24 protein-coding genes are annotated in these 23,408 nt (G+C 66.3%); 19 read left to right on the top strand and 5 right to left on the bottom strand.

Going from position 1 to position 23,408, the window contains the following annotated elements:
* Nucleotides 1–32: 32 nt before the first annotated feature.
* The 3 genes from ACQR07_RS04920 to arsB are packed head-to-tail and all read left to right on the top strand — an operon-like array spanning nt 33 to nt 1,945.
* Complete coding sequence (locus ACQR07_RS04920; RefSeq protein WP_434901220.1) at nt 33–395, top strand: ArsR/SmtB family transcription factor; 363 nt, start codon at nt 33–35, stop codon at nt 393–395.
* Nucleotides 388–915: an arsenate reductase ArsC gene (locus ACQR07_RS04915; protein WP_434901219.1), complete on the top strand. Its 528-nt coding sequence runs from the start codon at nt 388–390 to the stop codon at nt 913–915. Before ACQR07_RS04920 ends, ACQR07_RS04915 begins: the two co-directional genes overlap by 8 nt.
* Before the next feature lie 4 nt (nt 916–919).
* Complete coding sequence (gene arsB / locus ACQR07_RS04910) at nt 920–1,945, top strand: ACR3 family arsenite efflux transporter (protein WP_434901218.1); 1,026 nt, start codon at nt 920–922, stop codon at nt 1,943–1,945.
* Nucleotides 1,946–1,960: 15 nt separating this feature from the next.
* Here the strand turns inward: arsB and ACQR07_RS04905 are convergent, their stop codons facing one another.
* Nucleotides 1,961–2,512, bottom strand: coding sequence for a hypothetical protein (locus tag ACQR07_RS04905; protein WP_434901217.1), 552 nt, complete (start codon nt 2,510–2,512; stop codon nt 1,961–1,963).
* Nucleotides 2,513–2,541: 29 nt separating this feature from the next.
* Here ACQR07_RS04905 and ACQR07_RS04900 point away from each other — a divergent pair, with 29 nt between their 5' ends.
* The 11 genes from ACQR07_RS04900 (at nt 2,542) to glgX (ending at nt 11,757) form a co-directional block, all read left to right on the top strand.
* Entirely contained in the window at nt 2,542–2,847 is a 306-nt protein-coding gene (locus tag ACQR07_RS04900; protein ID WP_434865064.1) for a PepSY domain-containing protein, read from the top strand.
* A gap of 13 nt (nt 2,848–2,860) precedes the next feature.
* Entirely contained in the window at nt 2,861–3,526 is a 666-nt protein-coding gene (locus ACQR07_RS04895; RefSeq protein WP_434901216.1) for a response regulator transcription factor, read from the top strand.
* On the top strand, nt 3,523–4,941 hold the full coding sequence (locus ACQR07_RS04890) for a sensor histidine kinase (protein ID WP_434901215.1): 1,419 nt from the start codon (nt 3,523–3,525) through the stop codon (nt 4,939–4,941). The genes ACQR07_RS04895 and ACQR07_RS04890 overlap by 4 nt, the downstream gene beginning before the upstream one ends.
* Nucleotides 4,942–5,044: 103 nt before the next feature.
* Nucleotides 5,045–5,596: a cytochrome b gene (locus tag ACQR07_RS04885; RefSeq protein ID WP_434901214.1), complete on the top strand. Its 552-nt coding sequence runs from the start codon at nt 5,045–5,047 to the stop codon at nt 5,594–5,596.
* Between the two features lie 79 nt (nt 5,597–5,675).
* Nucleotides 5,676–6,371 (top strand): VIT1/CCC1 transporter family protein, encoded by a 696-nt coding sequence (locus ACQR07_RS04880; RefSeq protein ID WP_434901213.1) that lies wholly within the window; start codon nt 5,676–5,678, stop codon nt 6,369–6,371.
* 243 nt (nt 6,372–6,614) lie between these two features.
* Nucleotides 6,615–7,010, top strand: a complete 396-nt coding sequence (locus ACQR07_RS04875; protein ID WP_434901212.1) for a hypothetical protein — start codon at nt 6,615–6,617, stop codon at nt 7,008–7,010.
* The gene (locus tag ACQR07_RS04870; protein WP_434901211.1) at nt 7,000–7,425 is read left to right on the top strand and encodes a hypothetical protein; all 426 of its coding nucleotides are present in this window, start codon (nt 7,000–7,002) and stop codon (nt 7,423–7,425) included. The genes ACQR07_RS04875 and ACQR07_RS04870 overlap by 11 nt, the downstream gene beginning before the upstream one ends.
* Nucleotides 7,426–7,565: 140 nt before the next feature.
* The gene (locus ACQR07_RS04865) at nt 7,566–7,796 is read left to right on the top strand and encodes a hypothetical protein (RefSeq protein ID WP_434901210.1); all 231 of its coding nucleotides are present in this window, start codon (nt 7,566–7,568) and stop codon (nt 7,794–7,796) included.
* A gap of 232 nt (nt 7,797–8,028) precedes the next feature.
* The gene (locus ACQR07_RS04860) at nt 8,029–8,346 is read left to right on the top strand and encodes a DUF3551 domain-containing protein (RefSeq protein WP_434901209.1); all 318 of its coding nucleotides are present in this window, start codon (nt 8,029–8,031) and stop codon (nt 8,344–8,346) included.
* Nucleotides 8,347–9,221: 875 nt separating this feature from the next.
* Nucleotides 9,222–9,497 (top strand): DUF3606 domain-containing protein, encoded by a 276-nt coding sequence (locus tag ACQR07_RS04855; RefSeq protein WP_434901208.1) that lies wholly within the window; start codon nt 9,222–9,224, stop codon nt 9,495–9,497.
* 25 nt (nt 9,498–9,522) lie between these two features.
* Entirely contained in the window at nt 9,523–11,757 is a 2,235-nt protein-coding gene (gene glgX / locus ACQR07_RS04850; RefSeq protein WP_434901207.1) for a glycogen debranching protein GlgX, read from the top strand.
* Nucleotides 11,758–11,986: 229 nt separating this feature from the next.
* On the opposite strand, the gene ACQR07_RS04845 is transcribed toward glgX, so the two are convergent.
* Nucleotides 11,987–12,904: a LysR substrate-binding domain-containing protein gene (locus ACQR07_RS04845; protein ID WP_434901206.1), complete on the bottom strand. Its 918-nt coding sequence runs from the start codon at nt 12,902–12,904 to the stop codon at nt 11,987–11,989.
* A gap of 152 nt (nt 12,905–13,056) precedes the next feature.
* Between ACQR07_RS04845 and ACQR07_RS04840 the strand changes: the two genes are divergently transcribed.
* The 4 genes from ACQR07_RS04840 (at nt 13,057) to ACQR07_RS04825 (ending at nt 17,712) form a co-directional block, all read left to right on the top strand.
* Complete coding sequence (locus ACQR07_RS04840) at nt 13,057–14,130, top strand: tartrate dehydrogenase (RefSeq protein ID WP_434901205.1); 1,074 nt, start codon at nt 13,057–13,059, stop codon at nt 14,128–14,130.
* A 155-nt stretch (nt 14,131–14,285) separates the two neighbouring features.
* A complete protein-coding gene (gene pyk / locus ACQR07_RS04835; RefSeq protein WP_434901204.1) occupies nt 14,286–15,704 on the top strand; it encodes a pyruvate kinase in 1,419 nt (472 codons plus the stop codon).
* A gap of 161 nt (nt 15,705–15,865) precedes the next feature.
* Nucleotides 15,866–16,678 carry a UDP-2,3-diacylglucosamine diphosphatase gene (locus ACQR07_RS04830; protein WP_434901203.1) on the top strand — a complete coding sequence of 271 codons (813 nt, stop codon included), beginning with the start codon at nt 15,866–15,868 and terminating at the stop codon, nt 16,676–16,678.
* 44 nt (nt 16,679–16,722) lie between these two features.
* On the top strand, nt 16,723–17,712 hold the full coding sequence (locus ACQR07_RS04825) for a threonine ammonia-lyase (protein ID WP_434901202.1): 990 nt from the start codon (nt 16,723–16,725) through the stop codon (nt 17,710–17,712).
* A 10-nt stretch (nt 17,713–17,722) separates the two neighbouring features.
* Here the strand turns inward: ACQR07_RS04825 and ACQR07_RS04820 are convergent, their stop codons facing one another.
* A complete protein-coding gene (locus tag ACQR07_RS04820) occupies nt 17,723–19,402 on the bottom strand; it encodes a caspase family protein (RefSeq protein ID WP_434901201.1) in 1,680 nt (559 codons plus the stop codon).
* 137 nt (nt 19,403–19,539) lie between these two features.
* Nucleotides 19,540–21,048 carry a hypothetical protein gene (locus ACQR07_RS04815; protein WP_434901200.1) on the bottom strand — a complete coding sequence of 503 codons (1,509 nt, stop codon included), beginning with the start codon at nt 21,046–21,048 and terminating at the stop codon, nt 19,540–19,542.
* Nucleotides 21,049–21,123: 75 nt separating this feature from the next.
* Here ACQR07_RS04815 and ACQR07_RS04810 point away from each other — a divergent pair, with 75 nt between their 5' ends.
* Nucleotides 21,124–22,323 (top strand): MFS transporter, encoded by a 1,200-nt coding sequence (locus tag ACQR07_RS04810; RefSeq protein WP_434901199.1) that lies wholly within the window; start codon nt 21,124–21,126, stop codon nt 22,321–22,323.
* On the opposite strand, the gene dgcA is transcribed toward ACQR07_RS04810, so the two are convergent.
* Nucleotides 22,293–23,288 carry an N-acetyl-D-Glu racemase DgcA gene (dgcA, locus tag ACQR07_RS04805; RefSeq protein ID WP_434901198.1) on the bottom strand — a complete coding sequence of 332 codons (996 nt, stop codon included), beginning with the start codon at nt 23,286–23,288 and terminating at the stop codon, nt 22,293–22,295. The two genes, ACQR07_RS04810 and dgcA, sit on opposite strands and share 31 nt — an antisense overlap.
* Nucleotides 23,289–23,408 lie beyond the last annotated feature (120 nt).

Genomic DNA, 23,408 nt, shown 5'->3' with positions numbered 1-23,408 from the left:
CGCCGGCTCCTTATATCGATAATTCTGGATATATGGAAAACGAGCAGGCCGTCATGGCCCTGGCCGCGCTGGCGCAGTCCACACGGCTACAGGCCTTCCGCATCCTGGTGCAGCACGAGCCCGACGGCCTGGCCGCGGGCGAGCTCGCGCGCCTGCTCGAGGTGCCGCAGAACACGCTGTCGGCGCATCTGTCCGTGCTGGCGCGCGCCGGCCTCGTCGGCTCGACCCGGCACAGCCGCTCGATCGTCTACCGCGCCGATCTGGCGGCGTTCCAGCAGGTCGCGCTGTTCCTGCTGCAGGATTGCTGCGGCGGCCGGCCGGAGATCTGCGCGCCCGTCATCGCAAGCCTCGCGCCCTGTTGTCCGCCGAAGCGGAAGGAGAAGAGCCATGCCTGATCGCAGCTACAATGTGCTGTTTCTCTGCACCGGAAATTCCGCGCGCTCGGTGCTCGCCGAATCGATCCTGCGCAAGGACGGCGCCGGTCGCTTCCGCGCCTTCTCGGCCGGCAGCACGCCGAAGGGGGTGGTGCATCCGCTCGCGATCGAACTGCTCAGGCGCATGGATTATCCGACCGAGGATCTGCGCTCAAAGAGCTGGAGCGAGTTCGCTGCCGCAGGCGCCCCGGTGATGGATTTCGTCTTCACCGTCTGCGACAACGCCGCCGGCGAGGCCTGCCCAATCTGGCCAGGACAGCCGACGACCGCGCATTGGGGCATCGAAGATCCGGCGGCGGCCGAGGGCACGGAGCTGGAGCGGCTTGCGGCATTCACGACCGCCTTCCGCTATCTGAAAAACCGCATCGGCGCCTTCATCAATCTGCCGCTCGATCGCATCGATCGTCTCTCGCTCGGCACCCGGCTGCGCGAGATCGGGGCAGGCGAGGGCGCGACGTCGTTCCGCTTCGACGTGGCCTGATCCGATGACGACGTTCGAACGCTATCTGACGATCTGGGTGCTGCTCTGCATCGGCGTCGGCATCGCTCTCGGCCATCTGCTGCCCGGCGTCTTCGCCGCCGTGGCTGGCGCCGAGATCGCCCGGGTGAACCTGCCGGTGGCAGGCCTGATCTGGCTGATGATCATCCCGATGCTCCTGAAGATCGACTTCGCGGCGCTCGGCGAGGTCAAGGCGCATTGGCGCGGCATCGGCGTCACCCTGGTCGTGAACTGGGCGATCAAGCCGTTTTCAATGGCGCTGCTGGGCAGCCTGTTCATCGGCCACGTGTTTGCGCCGATGCTTCCCGCGGGACAGCTATCGTCCTATGTCGCAGGTCTCATCCTGCTGGCCGCGGCGCCGTGCACGGCGATGGTGTTCGTGTGGTCCAACCTCTGCGAGGGCGAGCCGCACTACACGCTGAGCCAGGTCGCGCTCAACGACGTCATCATGGTGTTCCTGTTCGCGCCGTTGGTCGGCTTGTTGCTCGGCGTCGCCTCGATCGCGGTGCCATGGACCACGCTGCTGCTGTCGGTGCTGCTCTACATCGTGGTGCCGGTGATCGTGGCGCAGCTCTGGCGCGGCGCGTTGCGCGCCAAGGGTGGCGCCTTCGAGCGCACCTTGCGCGTGCTGCAGCCGGTGTCGCTGCTGGCGCTGCTGGCGACGTTGGTGCTGCTGTTCGGCTTTCAGGGCGAGCAGATCCTCAGGCAGCCGGTCGTCATCGCCATCCTCGCCGTGCCCATCCTGATCCAGGTCTATCTCAACGCCGGCATCGCCTATTGGCTCAGCCGCCGGCTCGGCGTCGCCTGGTGCGTCGCGGCGCCCGCGGCGCTGATCGGCGCCAGCAACTTCTTCGAGCTCGCGGTCGCCGCCGCCATCAGCCTGTTCGGGCTCGACTCCGGCGCCGCGCTGGCGACGGTCGTGGGTGTTCTCGTCGAGGTGCCCGTGATGTTGTCGGTCGTGCGCATCGTCAAGGCCAGCCGCAACTGGTACGAAGCGGGGCTGCCGGCCTAGAGCACGCCGCCGGCCTCAATGGCGCGGCTCGTCCTCGGTGTCGTCGTCGCCCTCGCGATCGCGCTTGCTCGGCTCGTATTGCAGCTCGTCGGCCTGCGCATGCCGCGCGGCGAGCTGAGCGACGCCTGGCTGGGCCTGGGCCAGCGGCGCGAGAGTTGGCGTCCCCACTACGTCGGCGCGGGCCACCGAGACGGTGCCAAGTCCTGCCATAGTAAGTCCTGCCGTTACGGCGGCGAGCATCAACGGCTTTCGCAAGATCGATCTCCTCATCAGCAGGCAGCCATGGCTCGGCTGCTCCGGGCCGGGATCGTCTCGCACCCGCGCTGACGACTTCCCGTCGCCGCGCGTCAGCAACTTGTCAGCTCGTTCGTGCAGAATGCCGGGCCATGTGTATCCCGCAAGGCTTGCTCGAATCCGGGCACAATTCCGACATCGGAAAATCAAAATCGACTCCGCACCTAGCGTCTGCAACTCCAGCATCTGCAAGTCATGTGCAATCCACAGCCGCCGGCCACAGCGCAGCCAGCGGCGCGTTTCTTCGAACATCTCATCGTCGGGCCGGGACAATCATGCAGTCGCCTTCAATCGGACGGTCCATGCGCATCACTTTGCTGGCGATGCTGATCTCGACGGCGGCGTCGGCGGCGACCGTCGCGCGCGAGGACGATCGCGAGCGCCGCGACGCGATGCGCCGCGCGGTCGAGTCCGGCGACGCCTTGCCCTTGTCACAGATTCTTCCCAAGCTGCGCAGCCGGATCGCCGGCGACGTGACCGGGGTCGACGTCGAGCGTCAGCGCGGCCGCTGGCGCTACGAGTTTCGGATCATCGGGCGCGACGGCCGGGTGCGTGAGGTCTATGTCGATGCGCGCAGCGGCGAGATCGAGCTGGTAGAGGAAAAGTAGTTGGGGATGAGAGATGCGTGTGTTGCTGGTCGAGGATGATCCGCGGCTGGCGTCCGATCTGTCGCGGACGCTGCAGGCGGCGGGTTATCTGGTCGAGACGTCCGGCGACGGCGAGCAGGCGTGGTTTCTCGGCGATACCGAGGATTACGGCGCCGTCGTGCTCGATCTCGGTTTGCCGAAGATGGACGGCCTGTCGGTCTTGAAGCGCTGGCGCGGTGGCGGGCGCCACATGCCGGTCCTGATCCTGACTGCGCGCGCGAGCTGGGCCGAGCGGGTCGACGGCATCGATGCCGGCGCCGATGATTACCTGCCGAAGCCGTTTCGCAACGAGGAGCTGCTGGCGCGTTTGCGCGCGATCGTGCGCCGCTCGTCGGGGCACGCCTCGTCGGTGCTGTCGTCGGGCGACCTCGCGCTCGACGAGCGCCAGATGAAGGTCAGCGTGTGCGGCGTGCCGGTGGCGCTGTCGCAGCTGGAGTACCGGCTGATCGCCTATCTGTTGCGGCAGAGCGGCCGGGTCGTGCCGCAGCACGAACTCGAGGAGAACGTCTACGGCCTCGGCCATGATCACGATTCCAACGCGCTCGAAGTGCTGATCCGCCGGGTCCGCAAGAAGCTCGGCGCCGACATCATCGAGACCCGCCGCGGCTTCGGCTACATGATCGCGGAGTCGGCGCAATGAGGCTGGGCTCGCTGCGGCTGCGGCTAGTGGCGGCGGGCACCATCGCAATCCTGGTCGCGCTCGGCGTCGCCGGCTTCGGCATGGTGGTGCTGTTCAAGCGTCATGTCGCGCGGACGCTCGCCTCCGATCTCGACGTCCATCTGCGGCAGCTGCTGAACGGCCTCGAGGTCGATGCCGACGGCCGCATCATGGTGTCGCGGGCGCCCGCCGATCCGCGCTTCATCATTCCGCTGTCGGGCCTGTATTGGCAGATCTCCGACGATCACGGCCAGCTGCTGCGCTCGCGCTCGCTGTGGGACACGATCCTGCCGCTGCCGATCGATGAGCCCGGACCGACCGACGTGCATCAGCACGAGCTCGCCGGGCCGGACGGTGCGCGCGTGCTGGTCGCCGAGCGCGGCATCGTGATGAATCCGGAACGCCCGATCCGGGTGCGCGCTGCGGTGGCCTACGATCTCGACGGCGCCACCAGCGCGGTGCGCACCTTTGCCAAGGATCTGTCGATTGCGCTCGCCGTGCTCGCCGTCATCCTGGCGATCGGCACCTCGGTCCAGGTCAGCCTCGGGCTGCGGCCGCTGACCGTGCTGCGCCGTGGCGTGGCCGAGATCCGCAACGGCCGGCGCCGTTATCTTCCTGTCGCGGTGCCGACCGAGGTGGCGCCGCTGGTCGAGGAGGTCAATGCGCTGCTCGATGCGCAGAGCCGCGAGATCGTGCGCTCGCGCAGCCGCGCCGCCGATCTCGCGCACGGCTTCAAGACGCCGCTGGCGGCGCTCGCCGCCGACGCCGCGCGGCTCAAGGAGCTCGGCCAGCTGGAGCTGGCGCGCAATGTCGAGGATGTCGCCGAGGCCATGAGCCGCCAGGTCGACCGCGAGCTGGCGCTGGCGCGGTTGCGCGGCAAGCTGCGCGGCGAGCCGCAGGCGTCGACGGAGCTGGCGCCGCTGGTGGAGGCGCTGCTCGGCACGCTCGGCCGCACGACGGCCGCCGCGCATGTCAGCTTCGACGGCGAGGTGCCGGCGGACTTGAGCGTGGCGATGGATCGTACTGATCTCGCCGAGGTGCTCGGCAATCTCCTGGAGAACGCTGCGCGTCATGCGACAAGCACGGTGCGCATCGTCGCGCGCGCAGCCCCGCCGAGCGTGTCGGTGGAGGATGATGGTCCGGGCATCCCGGACACGCAGATCGGCCGCGTGCTCGAGCGCGGCGGCCGCCTCGACGAGCAGGGGCCGGGCAGCGGCCTCGGCCTTGCGATCGTGCAGGACGTGCTGGAGGCGTATGGCTGGAAGCTGCAGATCGGGCGCTCCGAACTCGGCGGTGCCAGGATCACGATCGCTCCGGTCCTCATGCCGGCGCCGCAAGGCCTGCCATCGCCGGCCCTGGTGCCTCAACCGATGCGTTCCATCCTGACGGCCGGCTGACAGCCGGCGTCAGCGCCGCGTCGCCGGTGCTGAGCTATGCCTCGGGTCATATCGCTTCCGCGCTCCCGCAGGGGAGGCGGACATCTGACCCGAGGAGGCTGCCATGCGTATTCGAAATTCCGCCAAGACCTACGGCTCCGTTGCGATCGGTTTGCATTGGATCGTTGCCGTGCTGGTGCCGGCGGCCTGGATTTCAGGCCATCTCGGCGACATGCTGTCGCGGCAGTCCCACGACACCGGTCTGTTCATGCACGTCTCGCTCGGGCTCGCGATGCTCGGCTTCGCGCTCGCCCGCCTGGCGTGGCGTCTCGCTGATCCGCCGCCGGTCCCGGAAGCGACGAAGTTCGGATCGTGGACGGTTCACGTCAGCGAGATCGTGCACCTGCTCATCTACGGCATCATGTTCGCGATTCCCGTGCTCGGCATCCTCACCCAGTTCGCCCGCGGCGAGGCGTTGCCGCTGTTCGGCCTGGTCGACATCGTTTCGCCCTGGGCCGGCGATCGCGGCTTCGCGCACGACATGAAGGAGATGCACGAGGTGCTGGCCAACGGCCTGATCATTCTGATCGGTCTTCACGCCGGAGCGGCGCTGCTGCATCACTACTGGCTGCACGATCGCACCTTGAAGCGGATGGTGCCGGGCCTACGGGGATGAGCCGGGGCTGAGACATGTCATCGAGGCTGTGGCTGAAACGGTCTAGAAGGCTTCCATCAGAGATCGAATCGGAGGTCCCATGCCGGCCACGCCTCATGTCGAGAAGCACTTCACCGCCTCCGAGAGCGTCCGCGACGTCGTGATCGGCATGGCCGACGGCCTGACGGTGCCGTTCGCGCTCGCCGCCGGCCTGTCGGCGGCGGTCACCACCACGGACGTGATCGTCACCGCCGGCCTCGCCGAGGTCGTGGCCGGGGCGATCGCGATGGGCCTCGGCGGCTATCTCGCCGCCCGCACCGACGCCGAGCACTATGCCGCCGAGGAGAAGCGGGAGCACGACGAGGTCGAGCGTCTGCGCGACCGCGAGATCGCGGAGGTTTCGGAGATCTTCCGCGGCTATGGTCTCGAAGGCCAGGCCCTGACCACGGTGGTCGAATCCATCGCGGCCGACCGCAAGCGCTGGGTCGATTTCATGATGCGCTTCGAGCTCGGCCTCGAACGGCCCGACCCGAAGCGCGCGCCGATCAGCGCCGTGACGATCGGCGGCTCCTACGTGATCGGCGGCCTGATCCCGCTCGTACCCTACATGCTGGTCCACGACATCGCGCCGGCGATGCGCATCTCGGTGGTCGCCACCGGCATCGCGCTGCTCATCTTCGGCGGCATCAAGGGCCACTTCACCGGCGTCAGCAAGATCAAGTCCGCGCTGCAGACCGCGCTCGTCGGAGGCGTCGCCGCCGGCGCCGCCTTCTGGCTGGCGCATCTGTTCGGGTAGGGGAGGCTGCCTGAACGCGGTGCGCTGCGACGCGCGGCGCGGTTGATGATGGTCGAACGACGCAGCATTTTCTCGGAGGCAACGCGCGACGCGGCACCCACTGCTGTCGCCCCCGCGAACGCGGGGGCCCATAACCACAGGGTTTAGTTGTCTTGCGCGGGACTCGCAGCAGGCCTGTTTCAGACATCACGCGGTATGGGTCCCTGCGTTCGCAGGGACGACACCTATTGTCTGGGCGCGTGATTGGCCCTCACGATTGATGCTCCTCCGGAGCACGGAAGCGAATTGAGCGGGGCAACAGCTCAGGGTGAGCCGGCCCAAACCCTCACGAAAAATCAGACAGCAGCCCTTGCCTGCGGTGCGTTACCTTGGTACATTGGTAACATGAAAGACGTTCAACGTATCCAGACGGGCGTGCGGATCGAGCAGCGCACGCTCAAGGTCCTGAAGGCGCTTGCCGAATATCTCGATCTTTCGCTGGGAGATCTCCTCGAAGGCATCGTGCTTCATGCGTTCGAGGCGAAGCTGCCGTTCTCGCAGGAGACCTTGCGGCAGATCGCGCGGCTGAAGGAGGTGTACGGGCTGGACCTGTGTGCCGAAGACGCTCACCGGCTCACGGAGGCCCCCGATGCAGAATGAGTGCAGTCTCGTCGCCCGCTTTCTGCGCGCGGAGATCGACAACACGACGTTTCGCCATGTCGACCATTTGCGCGTCGGCTACGAACTCCTGGACAGGTACGATTTCACGACGGCGGCGCACATCTTCAGCAGCACGCTCAGAGCGATCGCGGCGCGCGCCGGCCGACCCGAGGCCTTCCACCACACGATCACGATCGCGTTCCTGTCGTTGATCGCCGAACGTCGGCTCGACCGCCCGACGTCCGATGTCGAGGATTTCCTCGACTTGAACACGGACCTGCAGGACAAGGCGATCCTTCAGAACTGGTACGCGCCGGAACGGTTGAACTCGGACGCCGCGCGAAACACCTTTCTGCTGCCCACGGCAGGTGCGCGCACACCGACCCTGCTGCCGTCAAAGATCAAGCCCGCGTGACCTGACACCGAACCGGTGAACCCTCGAAGCCTCTCTTCGTCTCATCGAAGAGGCCTTGTGACGTCTCGGGCGTTCGCAATTCTCGAAGGCCTATTTACGTTGGCCGACAAGTTGCGGTCGATCTTTGAGCGGAGGCTGTCGTGGGTCGCCAGCGATCGAAATTGAGAGACGCTCGGGAACGCAAACCGTCTCTCGCCGGCGCGGCGGCAATGACGGTCGCAACGGCCGCAAGCGATCCTTTTGCATTGCTGTTCGTCCTTGTCGTATGTGGACGCTTCTGGAAGGTCGGCTTGATCCTGATGGCCCTGATCGCCACCGTGGTGATGATCACGGGGTTTCTGGCCTTGTGGATGAAGCACTGGGACATCTAAGTCGCGCCCGGGTGTGAGCTTGTAAGGCAGGCACTCCCGCGCCGTGCCCACCGCGCGTACCCACCGCTACACAGGGTCTCGTATAGGTGAAAGTGGCTGCGCGTGCAGTCTTTCCGCGGCCATCCTTCGAGACGCCCGCCTGCGGCGGGCTCCTCAGGATGAGGGCTTTTCTCTGCAGCAAAGTTGTAATCCTCATGGTGAGGAGCGTCGCTCTTGCGACGCGTCTCGAACCATGAGGCCACAGGCCGCAGACCAGACCCTTTCGGATTCGTCAGTCACATGCCATGATCATGTGATGACGCGTGCGCTTCTCTTCGTGGCTTCTATCACATTGTTTGCAACCGCTCCGGCCGCGGCGCAACGGTTCGGCGGCGATGGTCCGGTGTGCCTCCAGGTGTGGAAGCGCGGCGGTTCCAGCACGATCTCGTGCCAGTATCCGTCATGGGACGCGTGCCGGGCGGAGGCTGCGAGCCTGTCTGCCACGTGCGTACTGAACCCCTACGCACAACGCCCGCCGAAGCCAAGCCGCCGTCGGCCTCCTAGCCAATAGCCCAATCATGCCAAGCGATAGGGTCAAGCGCGAGGTTGCCTGTATCCTCGGTGGGCTCGCTGGAGCGCTGGTCGCTATGACGGCTGTTCCCTTGCTCATTTGGAGCGCGATGACACTTCGGACCCCGAATGATCCCAGCGTCTTCGATTCATTGGCTTGGATGGTCGTTCTTCTTCCTGGGCTTTGGCTGGGCCTATTGGCCCTGGTGGGTCTGATTTCAGGCGCTTTCGCGTATTTCTGGTGCCGGACGAGGCTGCTGCCGACCTGAGCGCATCGACGGTCTTGCCACTCTCTCTATCGAGCCGGCTTCTGTTAAAGATAAATCTATTGCTATTTTTCGGAAATCATGCTTGATTGTCCCGGTCCCGTGCTCCTCGAGAGGGGCGCGTCGCGATCGTCACGATACGTTGGGCGCGGGATGCGGTGGCTGTGAGCATGCTGCAGCGGGCCATAGGGCTCGCCGACGAACGGCAGGCTTGCGGACGTGAAGACGCGTGGTTCTGGCGCCCCGAGGCTGGCGTCAAGTCCGGAGGTCATGATGATCCTTCGGGCGACGGTGGCTACAAGCCGGACACCGGGAAGAGCGCGAGATAAGCGTGAAAACCATCGTGCGGGGAATGCCGGGATGTCTCGGCTGAACCTGTGGTGACTGCCGCCTGCTTTTTTTCTGCAGGCGGGCCATGGGCGAGGCCAGCGCCCGGCATTCCCCGCGCCCTCTGCCTGATCCGAGGGCAACAGCGATGACAAGACTCGGGCGGATGACGCCGCGAGAGCAGTGACTCATGTCACGAGACGTCGCATGCGACCCGCGGCAGTTCGCGCGAGGGAACCAAATTCCGCAGCCAAGGTTAGTTGGCATGCAGGAGGGACCAACGATGCGCCGTGCCAAAATCCAGCCGAACCGCAACAAGCTCGACATGACCGATGAGGCCCAGGTCCGCGTCGTGACCAAGCGGCTGAAGATGTCGCCCGCCGAATTGGCCGAGATGGTCGGACGTATCGGCAATTCCATCACGGCGATCAACAAGGAGGTCACGCAGCAGCGCGCCGCGAAGCTCGCAGCGCCGGCCGGCGCCGTGATCGCCTCGGTGACGGTGACCGAGACCAAGGCTGAGGTGATCATGCCCGACGACACACCGCCGGCCAGCTGACGGGCTTTGCATAAAGGGGGCAGTGATGGATCAACTGACTGACAGGGCGGACGCCCTGACGCAGGCCGCTTTCAATTTGCGCAAGGTCAAGATCAGCGAAGGCCGGCCGTTTCCGCTCGGTGCGACCTGGGACGGGCTCGGCGTCAACTTTGCGATCTTTTCGGCGCACGCCACCAAGGTCGAGCTGTGTCTGTTCGACGAGACCGGCGAGACCGAGCTCGAGCGCATCGAGCTGCCGGAATACACCGACGAGGTCTGGCACGGCTATCTGCCGACCGCGCGCCCCGGCACTGTTTATGGCTATCGCGTGCATGGTCCCTACGAGCCGGATGCCGGCCACCGCTTCAATCCCAACAAGCTCGTCATCGATCCCTACGCCAAGCAGCTCGTCGGACAGTTGCGCTGGGGGCCCGAACTGTTCGGCTATCAGCTCGACCATGCCGACAAGGATATGTCGTTCGACGATCGCGACAGTGCGCCGTTGATGTTGAAGTGCCGGGTGATTGATCCCGCCTTCACCTGGGGCACATCGCGCAAGCCGGAGATTCCGTGGGAACGGACCCTCTTTTACGAGATGCACGTCAAGGGGTTTACCAAGCTGCACCCGCTGGTGCCGGAGGCCGATCGCGGCACCTTCGCCGGCCTCGCGCATCACGACATTCCGGCCTATCTGCGCTCCCTCGGCATCACCTCGGCCGAGCTGCTGCCCATCCACGCCTTCATCGATGACAGCTATCTGATCGACAAGGGCCTGCGCAACTATTGGGGCTACAATTCGATCGGCTTCTTCGCGCCGGAGCCGCGCTACCTGAAGACGCCGTTCGCGACCGAATTCAAGACCATGGTCAACCAGTTCCATGCCAACGGCATCGAGGTCATCCTCGACGTGGTCTACAACCATACCGCCGAAGGCAACGAGCTCGGTCCGACCCTGTCGTTCAAGGGCATCGACAACGCCAGCTACTACCGTCTCCTGCCCGACAACAAGCGCTACTACATCAACGATACCGGCACCGGCAACACGGTCAATCTGTCACATCAGCGCGTCCTCCAGCTCGTCGCCGACTCGCTGCGCTATTGGGCGACCGAGATGCGGGTCGACGGCTTCCGCTTCGACCTCGCCACCATCCTGGCGCGCGAGCCCTATGGCTTCGACGAGGGCGGCGGCTTTCTCGATGCCTGCCGTCAGGATCCCGTGCTGTCGGGCGTGAAACTAATCGCCGAGCCCTGGGACATCGGCCCGGGCGGCTATCAGGTCGGCCAGTTTCCGCCGGGCTGGGCGGAGTGGAACGACAAATTCCGCGATACCACGCGGGCGTTCTGGAAGGGCGACGGCGGCACCATCGCCGATTTTGCCAAGCGCATCTCCGGCTCGGGTGATCTGTTCAACAAGCGCGGCCGGCGGCCCTGGGCCAGCGTCAACTTCATCACCGCGCATGACGGCTTCAACCTCAACGACCTCGTATCCTACAACGACAAGCACAACGGGGCGAACGGCGAGGACAATCGCGACGGCCACAGCAACAATCACTCGTGGAATTGCGGCGTCGAGGGGCCGACCGACGATGCCGAGGTCACCGCGTTGCGCGAACGGCAGAAGCGCAACATGCTGGCGACGATGCTGCTGTCGCACGGCACGCCGATGCTGCTCGCGGGCGACGAGTTCGGGCATACCCAGGACGGCAACAACAACGCCTATGCCCAGGACAACGAGATCAGCTGGCTGGACTGGATGGGCATCACTGCATCTGGCCGGCAGCTGCGCGAGTTCACGCGCAAACTGATCGCGATGCGCAAGGCATTTCCGATCCTTTATCGTTCGCGCTTCCTGGTCGGCTCGCTCAACGAGGAGCTCGACGTCAAGGACGTGACCTGGCTCGCGCCCTCCGGCGAGGAGATGATGACCGAGCAGTGGACCGACGGCAACGCGCGCTGCTTCGGCATGCTGCTCGACGGCCGCGCCCAGGAGACCGGCGTCAGGCGCCGCGGCTCGGATGCGACCCTGCTGTTGATCTACAATGCGCACCACGACGTGGTGAACTTCACCTTGCCGTCGGTGCCCGAGGGGCACAATTGGCTGGCGCTGATCGACACCCACCAGCCGGACGCGCAGGTGCAGTCGCTGCCGTTCGGCCATGTCTATGAAGTTACCGGCCGCTCCATGCTGGCACTCGGCCTGTCCTCCGAGCAGCAGCCGATGCGCGGCCTCCGCCACGGCCTCGGCGCCCTGCTCGACGTCGCGGAGTCGCCGCTGGGGTAGGGGAGTTTTGGGGGATCGATTGTCAGGAGAGTGGGGGCAGGGGTGCCCGCGGCGGTCCTTCGAGACGCGCGCCAAGCGGCGCGCTCCTCAGGATGAGGGCGGTGTTGGTTTCACGAACGTTGTGAGCGCGACGGAGCCCTCATCGTGAGGAGCGCGCCCTTTTGCGCGCGTCTCGAACCATGAGGCCGAGCGGGCGCGGCATCATTTGCCCACGGCCCATCGCGGTGCCTCAAGCGCCACGCGCATACTTCGCCAGCCGCTTCTCCAGCACCCCCAGCATCGCCTCCCGCGCCGGGTCGCGCGAGCCGCGCAGCCAGGCGGCGGCCAATGGCAGGCGTCCGATCGCGCTGCCGCGCTTCAGCCGTAGCGGCACGAAGCGCACGCCGGAGACGGCGAGCCGCGAGGTCCAGCGCGGCACGATGGCGATGCCGAGCCGCGCGGCGACGAGATGGACGATGGTCTGCTTCTCGTCGGCGAACTGCGCAATGTCGGGCGACAGCCCGGCCTGCGCGAACAGCTTCATCGTGAGGTCGTGGCTGTGCGGCCTCGACCGCCGGTCCGGTACGATCAGAGGCTGGTCGGCAATGTCAGTCATAGACACGGAGGCACGCGCGGCCAGCCGATGCCGCCGCGGCAGCGCCACCACGGCGCTTTCGCTGAGCAGCGCGTGGACTTCGAGCCTAGGATCGGCGCGCTCCGGCGGACGCACGAAGGCGAGGTCGAGCGCACCGGAGAGGATCTTCGGCAACAGCCGGATGGTCTTTTCCTCCATCAGCTGCACCGCAATCTCCGGATGGCCGTCGCGGAAATCATGCAGCAGCTGCGGCAGCAGCCCGGCGGCGGCGCTGTCGATGGCCCCGACGCGCAGCTTCTGCGCCTTGCCGCCGCGTGCGCGTCGACGAAAGCCGGTCTCGACCGCCTCGACCTTGGCCAGGATGGTGCGCGCGTCGCGCAGCAGCGCGGTGCCATGCTCGGTCAGGGCCACCGCGCGCGTGGTCCGGGTGAACAGCCGGGTAGTGAGGTCCTCCTCCAGCAGCTTGATCTGGCGCCCAAGCGCCGACGGCAGCATCTGCAGCCGCTGCGCCGCCTTGCCGAAATGCAGCTCCTCGGCGGCGGCGACGAAGCAGCGGAGCTGGTGCAATTCCATGAGACGGGTCCCGTGAGGCGATGGACCGGATTATATGATTTTTTTGTATAATGATGCGAGCATTGAAGCCGGCCCAGGCAACCGCCTATGGTCCATATTTCGTCGCCGGCCGGCTGGTGCTGTCGCCGCACCCCTCACACGGAGCTCGTTCCATGCGCACCCATTCCATCGCCGCCATTCCCGCCGACGGCATCGGCCCCGAAGTCATCTCAGCGGGCGTCCGCGTGCTCGAGGCTCTTGCGAAGCGCTCCGGCGATCTCAGCTTCAACGTCAAGACCTTCGACTGGGGCTCGGACTACTACAAGAAGCACGGCGTGATGATGCCGGCCGACGGCCTCACTGAACTGAAGAAGTTCGATGCGATCTATTTCGGCGCCGTCGGCGCGCCTGATGTGCCCGACCACATCACGCTGTGGGGCCTGCGGCTGCCGATCTGCCAAGGTTTCGATCAGTACGCCAATGTGCGTCCCACCAAGATCCTGCCGGGCGTCGCCTCGCCGCTGCGCAATGTCGGCGTCGGCGATCTCGACTGGGTGATCGTGCGCGAGAACTCGGAAGGGGAATATGCCGGCATGGGCGGCCGCGCGCATCGTGGGCTGCCGGAAGAGGTCGGCACCGAAGTCGCGGTGTTCACCCGCGTCGGCGTCACCCGCATCATGCGCTACGCTTTCAAGCTGGCGCAGTCGCGGCCGCGCAAGTTTCTCACCGTCGTCACCAAGTCGAACGCGCAGCGCCATGGCATGGTGATGTGGGACGAGATCGCTGCCGAGGTCGCGCGTGAATTTCCCGATGTCACCTGGGACAAGATGCTGGTCGACGCGATGACAGTGCGCATGACCCTGCAGCCGAAGAGCCTCGACACCATCGTCGCGACCAATCTGCACGCCGACATTCTGTCCGATCTCGCCGGTGCGCTCGCCGGCAGCCTCGGCGTCGCGCCGACTGGCAACATCGATCCGGAGCGGCGCTTTCCGTCGATGTTCGAGCCGATCCACGGCTCGGCGTTCGACATCACCGGCAAGGGCATCGCCAATCCCGTTGCGACATTCTGGACCGGCGCGCAGATGCTCGAGCATCTCGGCGAGAAGGACGCGGCCATCAGGCTGATGGTAGCGGTGGAGAAGGTGTGTGCAGCCGGCATACTGACGCCGGATGTCGGCGGCAAGGCGACGACCAAGGAAGTGACAGATGCGGTGATCGACACGATCCACGGCTCGAATGTCTGAGGCGTGCAAATCTCCCGTACAATCTCGGCGTGCCCGGTGTCGTGCTTGCAATGAACGCTGCGGGGCGTATACCAGCGCTTCCGCTGCGTCCGCGCATGCCAATCACATGCATGTCATCAAGACGCGACACATGAGCTAGACAGAAAGGGCACCATATGCGTCGTCACCGTCGAGCCAAGATCGTCGCGACCGTCGGCCCAGCGAGCAATTCTCCGGAGATGCTGAAGGCGCTGTTCCTCGCCGGTGTCGACACGTTTCGCCTCAACTTCAGCCACGGCACGCAGGCCGATCACGCCAAGGTCCATGCCGCGATCCGCGCGCTCGAGAAGGACGTGCAACGGCCGATCGGCATCCTGATGGATCTTCAGGGGCCGAAAATTCGCGTCGGCACTTTGCGCGACAAGAAGATCCAGGTCGAAGCCGGCGAGACCATTCGCTTCGTGCTCAACGGCACCGAGGGCGACAAGAGTGCCATTCCGTTGCCGCATCCGGAGATCTTTGCGGCGGTCGCGCCGGGTCACGATCTTCTGATCGACGACGGCCGCGTGCGCGTGCGCGTCATGGGGCTGGGTGACGACTGGATCGAGGCGAAGGTGATCGTCAGCGGCGCGATCTCCAATCACAAGGGCGTCAATCTGCCGGGCACCATTCTGGAGCTGTCGCCACTGACGGCGAAGGACCGCTCCGATCTCGCCTTCGGGCTCGAGCTTGGCGTCGACTGGGTAGCGCTATCGTTCGTGCAGAAACCGTCCGACGTGCTGGAGGCGAGGGGCCTGATCAACGGCCGCGCCGGCATCATGTCCAAGATCGAGAAGCCCGCGGCGCTGGATCGCATCGACGACATCATCCAGCTGTCGGATGCGATCATGGTGGCGCGTGGCGATCTCGGTGTCGAGATTCCGAATGAGGACGTGCCGGGCAAGCAGAAAGAGCTGGTGCGCGCCTGCCGGCTCGCGGTGAAGCCGGTAATCGTCGCGACGCAGATGCTGGACTCGATGGTGGCGACGCCGACGCCGACGCGCGCCGAGGTCTCGGACGTCGCGACCGCGATCTATGACGGCGCCGATGCCGTCATGCTGTCGGCGGAATCGGCCAGCGGGCAATATCCGCGCGAGGCGGTGGCGATGATGGACAGCATCATCAAGGCGACTGAGAACCACAAGATGTACGGCTCGCTCATCCAGGCGACGCAGCCGGACGAGGAGCAGACGCCGCCGCACGCGGTCGCAACTGCGGCGGCCGACCTCGCCTCCGCCATTCACGCCAGGACGATCGTGGCCTATACGTCGAGCGGCACTTCGGCGTCGCGCGTCGCGCGCAAGCGGCCGAGCCTGCCGATTCTCGCGATCACGCCGAACGAGGACACCTCGCGCCGCATGTGCCTGCTGTGGGGCGCGCACAGCGTGCTGTCGCAGGACGTCCAGAGCTACGAGGAAATGGTCGAGCGCGCGACCGTGCTCGCGGTCCAGGAGGAGTTCGCAGCCGCAGGCGACCTGCTGGTCGTCGTCGCCGGCATCCCGTTCGCGCAGGCCGGAACCACCAACAATCTGCGCGTCGTCGCCGTGCCGAGATAGGAGGGGATTTCCCTGTTTGTGCCGGCGCCCTGTCGCCTGATTGTCGCACCCCGCTGGTATCGCGGGGCGTGGCGAATGACATCGCGAGTCGTCATGCGAACGGCCCTCGGGAGCCTCCGTTCGTCATCGCAGTGTCATCAGGGACTGTTAGGTGGGCGCGCATGGGACTTGAGACTGCTGGTGAAGAAAGCCCGACGAAGCGCTTTCGGACGTTGTTCATCTCCGACGTACATCTCGGAGCCCGCGGCTCGCAGGCCAATCTCCTCGTCGATTTCCTGCGTCACCACGACGCCGACACTATTTATCTGGTCGGCGACATCATCGACGGCTGGGCGCTCAAGTCGAGTTGGCACTGGCCGCAGTCGCACAACGACCTCGTGCAGAAGATGCTGCGCAAGGCGCGCAAGGGCGCCAAGGTCGTCTACGTGCCGGGCAATCACGACGAGTTCCTGCGCGGCTATTACGGCACGCATTTCGGCGGCATCGACGTCGTCGAGAACATCGTCCACACCGGCACGGACGGGAAGCGCTATCTCATCATTCACGGCGACATCTTCGATCTCGTCGTGCAGAACGCCCGCTGGCTCGCCCATCTCGGCGACAAGGCCTATGATTTCGCGATTCAGATGAACCGTCTGGTCAACTTCTTCCGCCGCATGTTCGGCGTGCCCTATTGGTCGCTGTCGCAATGGGCCAAGCAGAAGGTCAAGAACGCCGTGAACTACATCGGCGCGTTCGAGACCGCGCTGGCGTCCGAGGCGCGGCGGCATGGTGCCGACGGCGTGATCTGCGGCCACATCCATTGTGCCGTCATCCGCGACCAGGACGGCATCCGCTACATGAATTGCGGCGACTGGGTCGAGAGCTGTACCGCCCTGGTCGAGCACGAGGACGGCCGCTTCGAGATCCTGACCTGGGCCGATCCGCAGCGCCAGTCCGCGCCGGTTCCGCAACTGGCGGCGCGCGCGGCCTGAGCGGTCCCTTGCCTCGCGGCGATCGGGCGCGGTAAAATGCGAGCATGTCAGCTCATGCTCCGATCCCGTCCGTCACCGTCGCCGACATCGATGCGGCGGCCCGTGTTCTTGCACCCGTCGCCGTGCGGACACCGTTGTTGCCGGCCCCGGTACTCAGCGATCTCTTCAAGGCGAACGTGTTCGTGAAGCCCGAGGTGCTGCAGCGGACCGGCTCGTTCAAGTTCCGCGGCGCCTACAACAAGCTCGCCTCGATCCCGAAGGACGCCCACGGCAGAGGCGTCGTCGCGTTTTCCTCCGGCAATCATGCCCAGGGCGTCGCCCATGCGGCGCAGCTGTTCGGCATGCACGCCACCATCGTGATGCCCTCCGATGCCCCGGTCGCCAAGCGCGAGCGCACCAAGGCGTTTGGCGCCGACGTCGTGCTGTATGATCGCGACCATGAGGACCGCGAGGCGATCGCACGCGACATTGCCGCAAAACGCGGCTCGACCGTGGTGCCGCCCTATGACGATCCGTTCGTGATCGCGGGGCAGGGCACGGTCGGCCGCGAGATCGCCGAGGATCTTGCCGCCCTCGGATTGTCGCCTGACCTAGTCGTCGTGCCGGCTTCGGGGGGCGGATTGCTCGCCGGCGTGTCGACAGCGGTCAAGGCCCGCTATCCGCAGACCCAGATGGTCGTTGCCGAGCCCAAGGGCTTCGATGACCATGCCCGCTCACTCCGCGCCGGGCACCGCGAGGCGCATCAGGCCAAGGGGCGCACCATCTGCGACGCGCTGATGGCCGCGATCCCCGGCGAGATCACCTTCGCCATCAACAGCCGGCTGCTGTCGGCCGCGGTGGAAGCCTCGGACGAAGAAGTGGGCCGCGCGGTCGGCTTTGCATTTCGGGAACTGAAGCTGGTCGTCGAGCCCGGCGGCTCGGTCGGGCTCGCAGCACTGCTGGCGGGCCGGCTCGAGGCGGCCGGCAAGACCGTGGTGATCGTCCTCTCCGGCGGCAATGTCGATGCCGAGCTGTACGCCAGGCTGATTGCCTGAGCCCACGGCCTCAGCGGAAGCCGAGGCCGCCGCGGGAAAATCCGCCGCCACCCTGACGCGGGCCGGATTGGGCAAAATGCGACGGGCCCGGCCCCCGCGTCAGCGCGGGGCGCGACGCGTCGAAGTTCGGCTTGAACGGGCCGGACTTGCCAGCGGGACGACGGACGTCGTGCGTCTCGAACGGGCGTCCCGTGACGCGTTTGAGAGGATCGCGCTGGATCTTGGTCGCCGCAGGCGGATTCGACGGCGGCACGATCTTGTCGACGATCTTGTTCTGACCGGACAGCCGCCCATCGAGCACCTTGCCAGGGCCGGCATTGTTGACGGGTTTGCCGTTGGTGACGACCGTCGGCGGCAGGTTCTTGGTCGGCAGGTTCGGCAGCGGCGCGGGACGGACCTGGACGCCGCTATTGAGTGGACGCATGACCGGGGCCATGTGCGGCGGCATCATCAGGCGGCTGGGCTGCAGCACCGGGATGGTCCTGGGCTGGACCTGCAGCCGCAGCGCGACCGGCGCATAGGGGCTATCGGCGTAGGAGTCGCTGAAGCTCTTATACGCAGCGGGCGAGTTCGCCAGCACCGTCTGGTGCCACGCGACCGCCTGCACCAAGCCGGCGAGCAGCGCGCGGATGCGGTCAGCGAGCGGATCGCGCGGGTACAGCTCGATGAACTCGCGGTAGTATTGCGGGCGGTTCTCCGACAGCACGTAGTCATAGGCCTGCCGCACCGACCGGCTGGGCAGGTTGGCTGCCATCTGCAGCACCGGCGCATTGTCCGCCGGTCGCGCCGCAGCGACCAGCGTGTCCCCGAAGAAGGTGAAATCGCTGGTCAGGGATGAGCTTTCCCACGGCGTCTGACGGCCATCGGTCGTCTGGTTGACCTGCAGACGAATGCGCTTGAACAGCTGCTCGATCGGCAGGTTCGGCTGTCGCGCGAGATTGAGAAACGCCTGCGTATAGGGACTGTGCTCGCCGCGTCCGTCGAGCGCCTCTTCGCCGGGCGACGTCGAATAGCCGACGATCGAACCGTTGGGCGCATCGACGATGGCGAGGCCGCGGCCGGCATCGTTGACGGCGGGAAACGGGTTGTTGCGGCAGGCATCTAGCACGACGATCCGCAGTCGGCTGGGAACGGCATCGAGCGTGGCCATCAGATCGACCAGGCGGATCGTGCTCGTCGACAGGTCGGAGGGAGCGGAGATGCGGGCGTCGATCGGAATGAGGTAGTTCTCGCCCGCCAGCTGAACGCCGTGACCGGCGTAGTAGACCATGGCCACGGCGTTCGGTCCGTGGGCGGCGACGCGGCTGGAGAAATCCTGCACCACCTTGAGCATCTCGTTCTGTGTCAGGTCGGTCGCGGTGATCACCTCGAAGCCCGCCGAATTCAGAAGCTTCGCGACGGCATGAGCGTCGTTGTCGGGGTTCTCCAGCGGCGGAGCGTTCTGATAGCTTCCATTGCCGATCACCAGCGCCACGCGCGGCTCAATGCCTTGCGCGGTCGCGATCGGAGCGGCCTCCGTGGTCGCTGGCGGCGCTGCCACGAGGGCGCGGGGCGGCGTCTGCAGGTCGTCGATCTCGCTGCCGGCGGCGAGCGCCGGGCTTAGACCGAATGCGGCGATCAAGCCCAGAAGTCCGGCGACGAGCAGGAGCTTCCAATCGAAGTAACGGGAGCGGGACAGCGGAGCGGACACGGCGTTCTCCTCGAGCGGCAAAGTGGCTTGAGAAGAAGGTTAGGCATGTCGGCCGGCTGCGTACGTGACCGGCATCACCTATCCGATACCGGTGATCAGCTTCCGTCAGTCGACGACACGACCGGAATTGCCGATCCTCAAGAGAAGAACGCGATCTTCTCGGGTTGGCTCATGCGGCGGATCGGCGTCAACGGATCGTTGGCGGGAGTCTGCGGGCGCTGCAACAGACCGTTCGACAGCAGGGTGGACCCCAGCGACGGTTCGTAGGCCGGCTTTGGCATGGCCTGTTGTGCGGTGGTGCTGGCGATGGGCGCAAGCGGCTCCCGCTCAATCGCAGTGTGTTGCAGCGGCGGTGACGCGGGAGTGTCGGCTGCAGCGGCGATCCTGGCGGCGGCTTCGACCGCGACCGAGAACTCCATGGTCGCCAGTTCGACCCGCGGCGGCAGCGGTGTGGCAGGCGCCGGCGCGGCGGCCGGGGGGGCCGATTGCACACTTGTATTTGCGACCTGGGCTTCGACCGCCGCAGGCGCGAGTTCGGCCGTCAACGGCGTGGAAGCACTGAAGCTCGCCACGATGTCGTCGTCAACGGCGCTCGGCTCCTCGATGTCGAAGCCGAGCGTTCGCGCACGGCCGAACTCCTCGTCTTCGAAGGTCTCGGGCGCCCCCATCTCGGCTGCGACCAGCTCCAGGATGGCTTGATCCTGAGCCTCGGCTGCCGCGACGTCTTCGCTGGCTTCGGCTTCGACCGTCGTCTCCGGCGGCACAATCTCGGCCTCGACGGCGGGGGCTGCTGCGGACTCCGGGGCGACCATTGCAATAGGCGTGTCCGCCAGCGCAGCCGCGGGCGGCGGTTCCACCGTCGGCTTGACAGCTGTCGCCTGCCGTACGGGCTGCTCATCGGCGAGCTCGATCGCAGCAACCGCCGCGACCAGCTCGGACACGGCTGCCTCGACCTTCTGCGCCGCCTCCGGCTGCATCGTGGCAGCGCCGGCGTCGTCAGGAGACGGCGAGGCCTTGGCCGCCTGAGCTGCTCGCCCGGAATCTACGCCCGTCGGCACGGGCTCAGGCCCGGCCGGAGGCGTCGCAGCCTCGTTGCGGTCAAGCTCATTGAGACGGGTCTTGATGATCTCGAACGCCGCCAGCAACGCAACCTTCGGGTCGGTGCTGGCCAACTGCTCGCATGCGGCCTCGATCGATGTCACCTGGGAGTCGATCAGGTCGCAGATGCGCGAGTCCGCACCGATCTCGCGCCAGCGCCAGGAGATCTCCTTGATGATACGGGTGCCCTTGCGCACCGGTGCCAGGTTCTGCTCGAGCGCCAGACCGTCGACGGCGGCGGCCGTCGCGAGCGCCGCATCCTCGACGGCGGCGCGGATCGCGGCCAGCGCTTCCGGCAGTGCCTTGCTGTCGGCGCGCTCGAACTCCTGGTGCTGCTGGCGCTGGGACGCCAGCGCATGCTCGATGCGCGCGACCGCATCCAGCACCATGCTGGTGTCGGCGTTGCGGTTGCGCTTCGCGTACTCGCCCAGGAACCAGCGGCCGCGGGACGTCTCCATGAAGGCGTCGCGGATCGCCTCGTAGTCGGCCTCGTTCGGCTGAGCCGCACGGGCGGATATCGGCGAGAGGGCGAAGACTTCATCGACCATGGCAAACCCATCGCGCAAGTTGCTGCGCGTTGGCATAACGATCACCATGATATTGATCGAATCGCAATTGAATTGATGCCACTATCCCGACAAATCTCCACCACATCGCCGGTATTGGCGCGCCGATTCGCGGGCTGTCTCGGGCTGTTCTACAGCGCGGTGTTCGTGCTGTCCGGAACGCATCTGCCGTTTTTCCCGGTCTGGCTGCGTGCGATCGGGCTGGACGCGTCGTGGATCGGCATCGTCATCGCCGTGCCCGCAGTGACGCGGTTCACGGTGCTGCCGCTGATCACCGCAATGGCGGAGCGCCGCCAGGCGCTTCGTGCCGGCATGCGGCTGGCCACCTTCGCAACTGCGTCGGGGTTTGCCGTCCTGGCGTTCCAGCACGCTCCCTGGCTGGTGTTCCTCGTCTATGTGGCAACCTGCTGCCTGTGGACGCCGCTGCTCCCGCTCACGGACGCCTACGCGCTGCGCGGGGTGATGAGCTACGGGCTGAACTATGGGCGGCTCCGGCTGTGGGGCTCGGCTGCGTTCGTCGTTGGAACGCTGCTGTGCGGCGGCCTGGCGGACGTGCTTGCGGCCCCTGACCTGATCTGGATCATCGTCACGGTCGGAGTGCTCGGCGCTGCGAGCAGCCTGCTGCTCGAGCGGCTGCCGCCCCTGCCGCGCAGTACCGGTCCAGCACGGGACGGGCGGCATCTGCTGGCCGATCCCAGCTTCCTCTGCATCATCATCGCGTCGGCGCTGATCCAGGGCAGCCATGCCGCTTACTACACCTTCTCCGCGATCGAGTGGAGAGCACAGGGGCTCAGCGGGCTGACGATCGCCTGGCTCTGGACCATGGGCGTGCTCACCGAAATCGTGATCTTTGCGCTCTCCCCGCGGTTCACGCTGGCGCCCGCGACGCTGGTGATGATCGGTGCGGTGGCTGCGGTGCTGCGCTGGACGCTCACGGCCACGGAGCCGCAGGCGCTCGGGCTCGCTGCAGTTCAGATCAGCCACGGCTTCACGTTCGGACTGACACTGATCGGGACCATGGGGCTGTTGGTTCGCCAGGTGCCGGCGCATGTGACGGCGCGGGGGCAGGGCTATTATGCCGCTGCCAGCGGCATCGTCGGCTCGGCGGCTTCGGCGCTGTCAGGGCCGGTCTATGCGCATTACGGGCCGGGCGTCTATCTGATGATGGCCGCCATGGCCGCGGTCGGCGGCCTGCTGATGTGGGTCGCGCGCAACCGCTTCAAGCTTCATCCCCATAGCGCCGCGTCGGGCGGGTAGACCAGACTGTCCTGATAGTACAGTCCGTGCGGGCAATCCTCGGCCAGCAGCAGCGGACCATCGAGATCGACATAGCGTGCGAGCGGCGTCAGCAACATCGCCGGGGCCATCGAGAGCGAGGTCCCGACCATGCAGCCGACCATGATGTCGAAGCCCGATGCGCGGGCGGCATCGGCCATGGCGAGCGCCTCGGTCAGCCCGCCGGTCTTGTCGAGCTTGATGTTGACGGCGTCATAGCGCCCGCGCAGCGCGTCGAGCGAGTTGCGGTCGTGCACGCTCTCGTCGGCGCAGACTGCGAGCGGGCGCGCCATCTTGGCGAGCGCCTCATCCTTTCCAGCCGGGAGCGGCTGCTCGACCAGCGTCACGCCGGCGTCCGCACAGGCCGCGAGATGCGACTCGAGATTGGCCTCGGTCCAGGATTCGTTGGCGTCGACGATCAGTTGCGACTGCGGCGCTGCAGCCCGCACGGCGGCGATTCGCGCGGGATCGCCGGCACCGCCGAGCTTGATCTTGAGCAGCGGCCGGTGCGCCGCCTTGGCCGCGGCCTTGGCCATGACATCAGGCGCGGCGAGCGAGATCGTGTAGGCGGTCACGCACGGCTCCGGCGCGCGGCGGCCGAGCAGATCCCAGCTGCGGCGGCCGCTGCGCTTGGCCTCGAGGTCGATCAGCGCGCAGTCCAGCGCATTGCGTGCCGCGCCCGGCGGCATTGCGGTCTGCAGCGCGTCGCGATCGAGACCTGAGGCAATGGCATCGCGCATCGCGAGCAGCGCGCCCAACGCGCCCTCGGGCGTCTCGCCATAGCGCGGATAGGGAACGCATTCGCCGCGGCCTATGATGGCGCCGTGTCGCAGCTCCGCGATCACCGTCACCGCTTCGGTCTTGGCACCGCGACTGATCGTGAAGCTGCCGGAGATCGGCCAGTGGCCGATATGGGCGTCCAGTATTGGAAAACCGGTGGAAGTCATTTGATTGTCAGGCGGTTTGTGAACTGGCGTGCGCTTGGGACTTGCGCGCGGACACCGACTATGGCTGTTGATGGGGGTCTCCGGCAAGGTGGTGGCGACGCGGTGGGATCTTTCTCGTCA

Source organism: Bradyrhizobium sp. HKCCYLS20291 (genome assembly GCF_051167715.1).
GTDB lineage: Bacteria > Pseudomonadota > Alphaproteobacteria > Rhizobiales > Xanthobacteraceae > Bradyrhizobium.
Note: the sequence above shows the minus strand (reverse complement) of the source record. Positions and strands in the feature narration are given on the sequence as shown.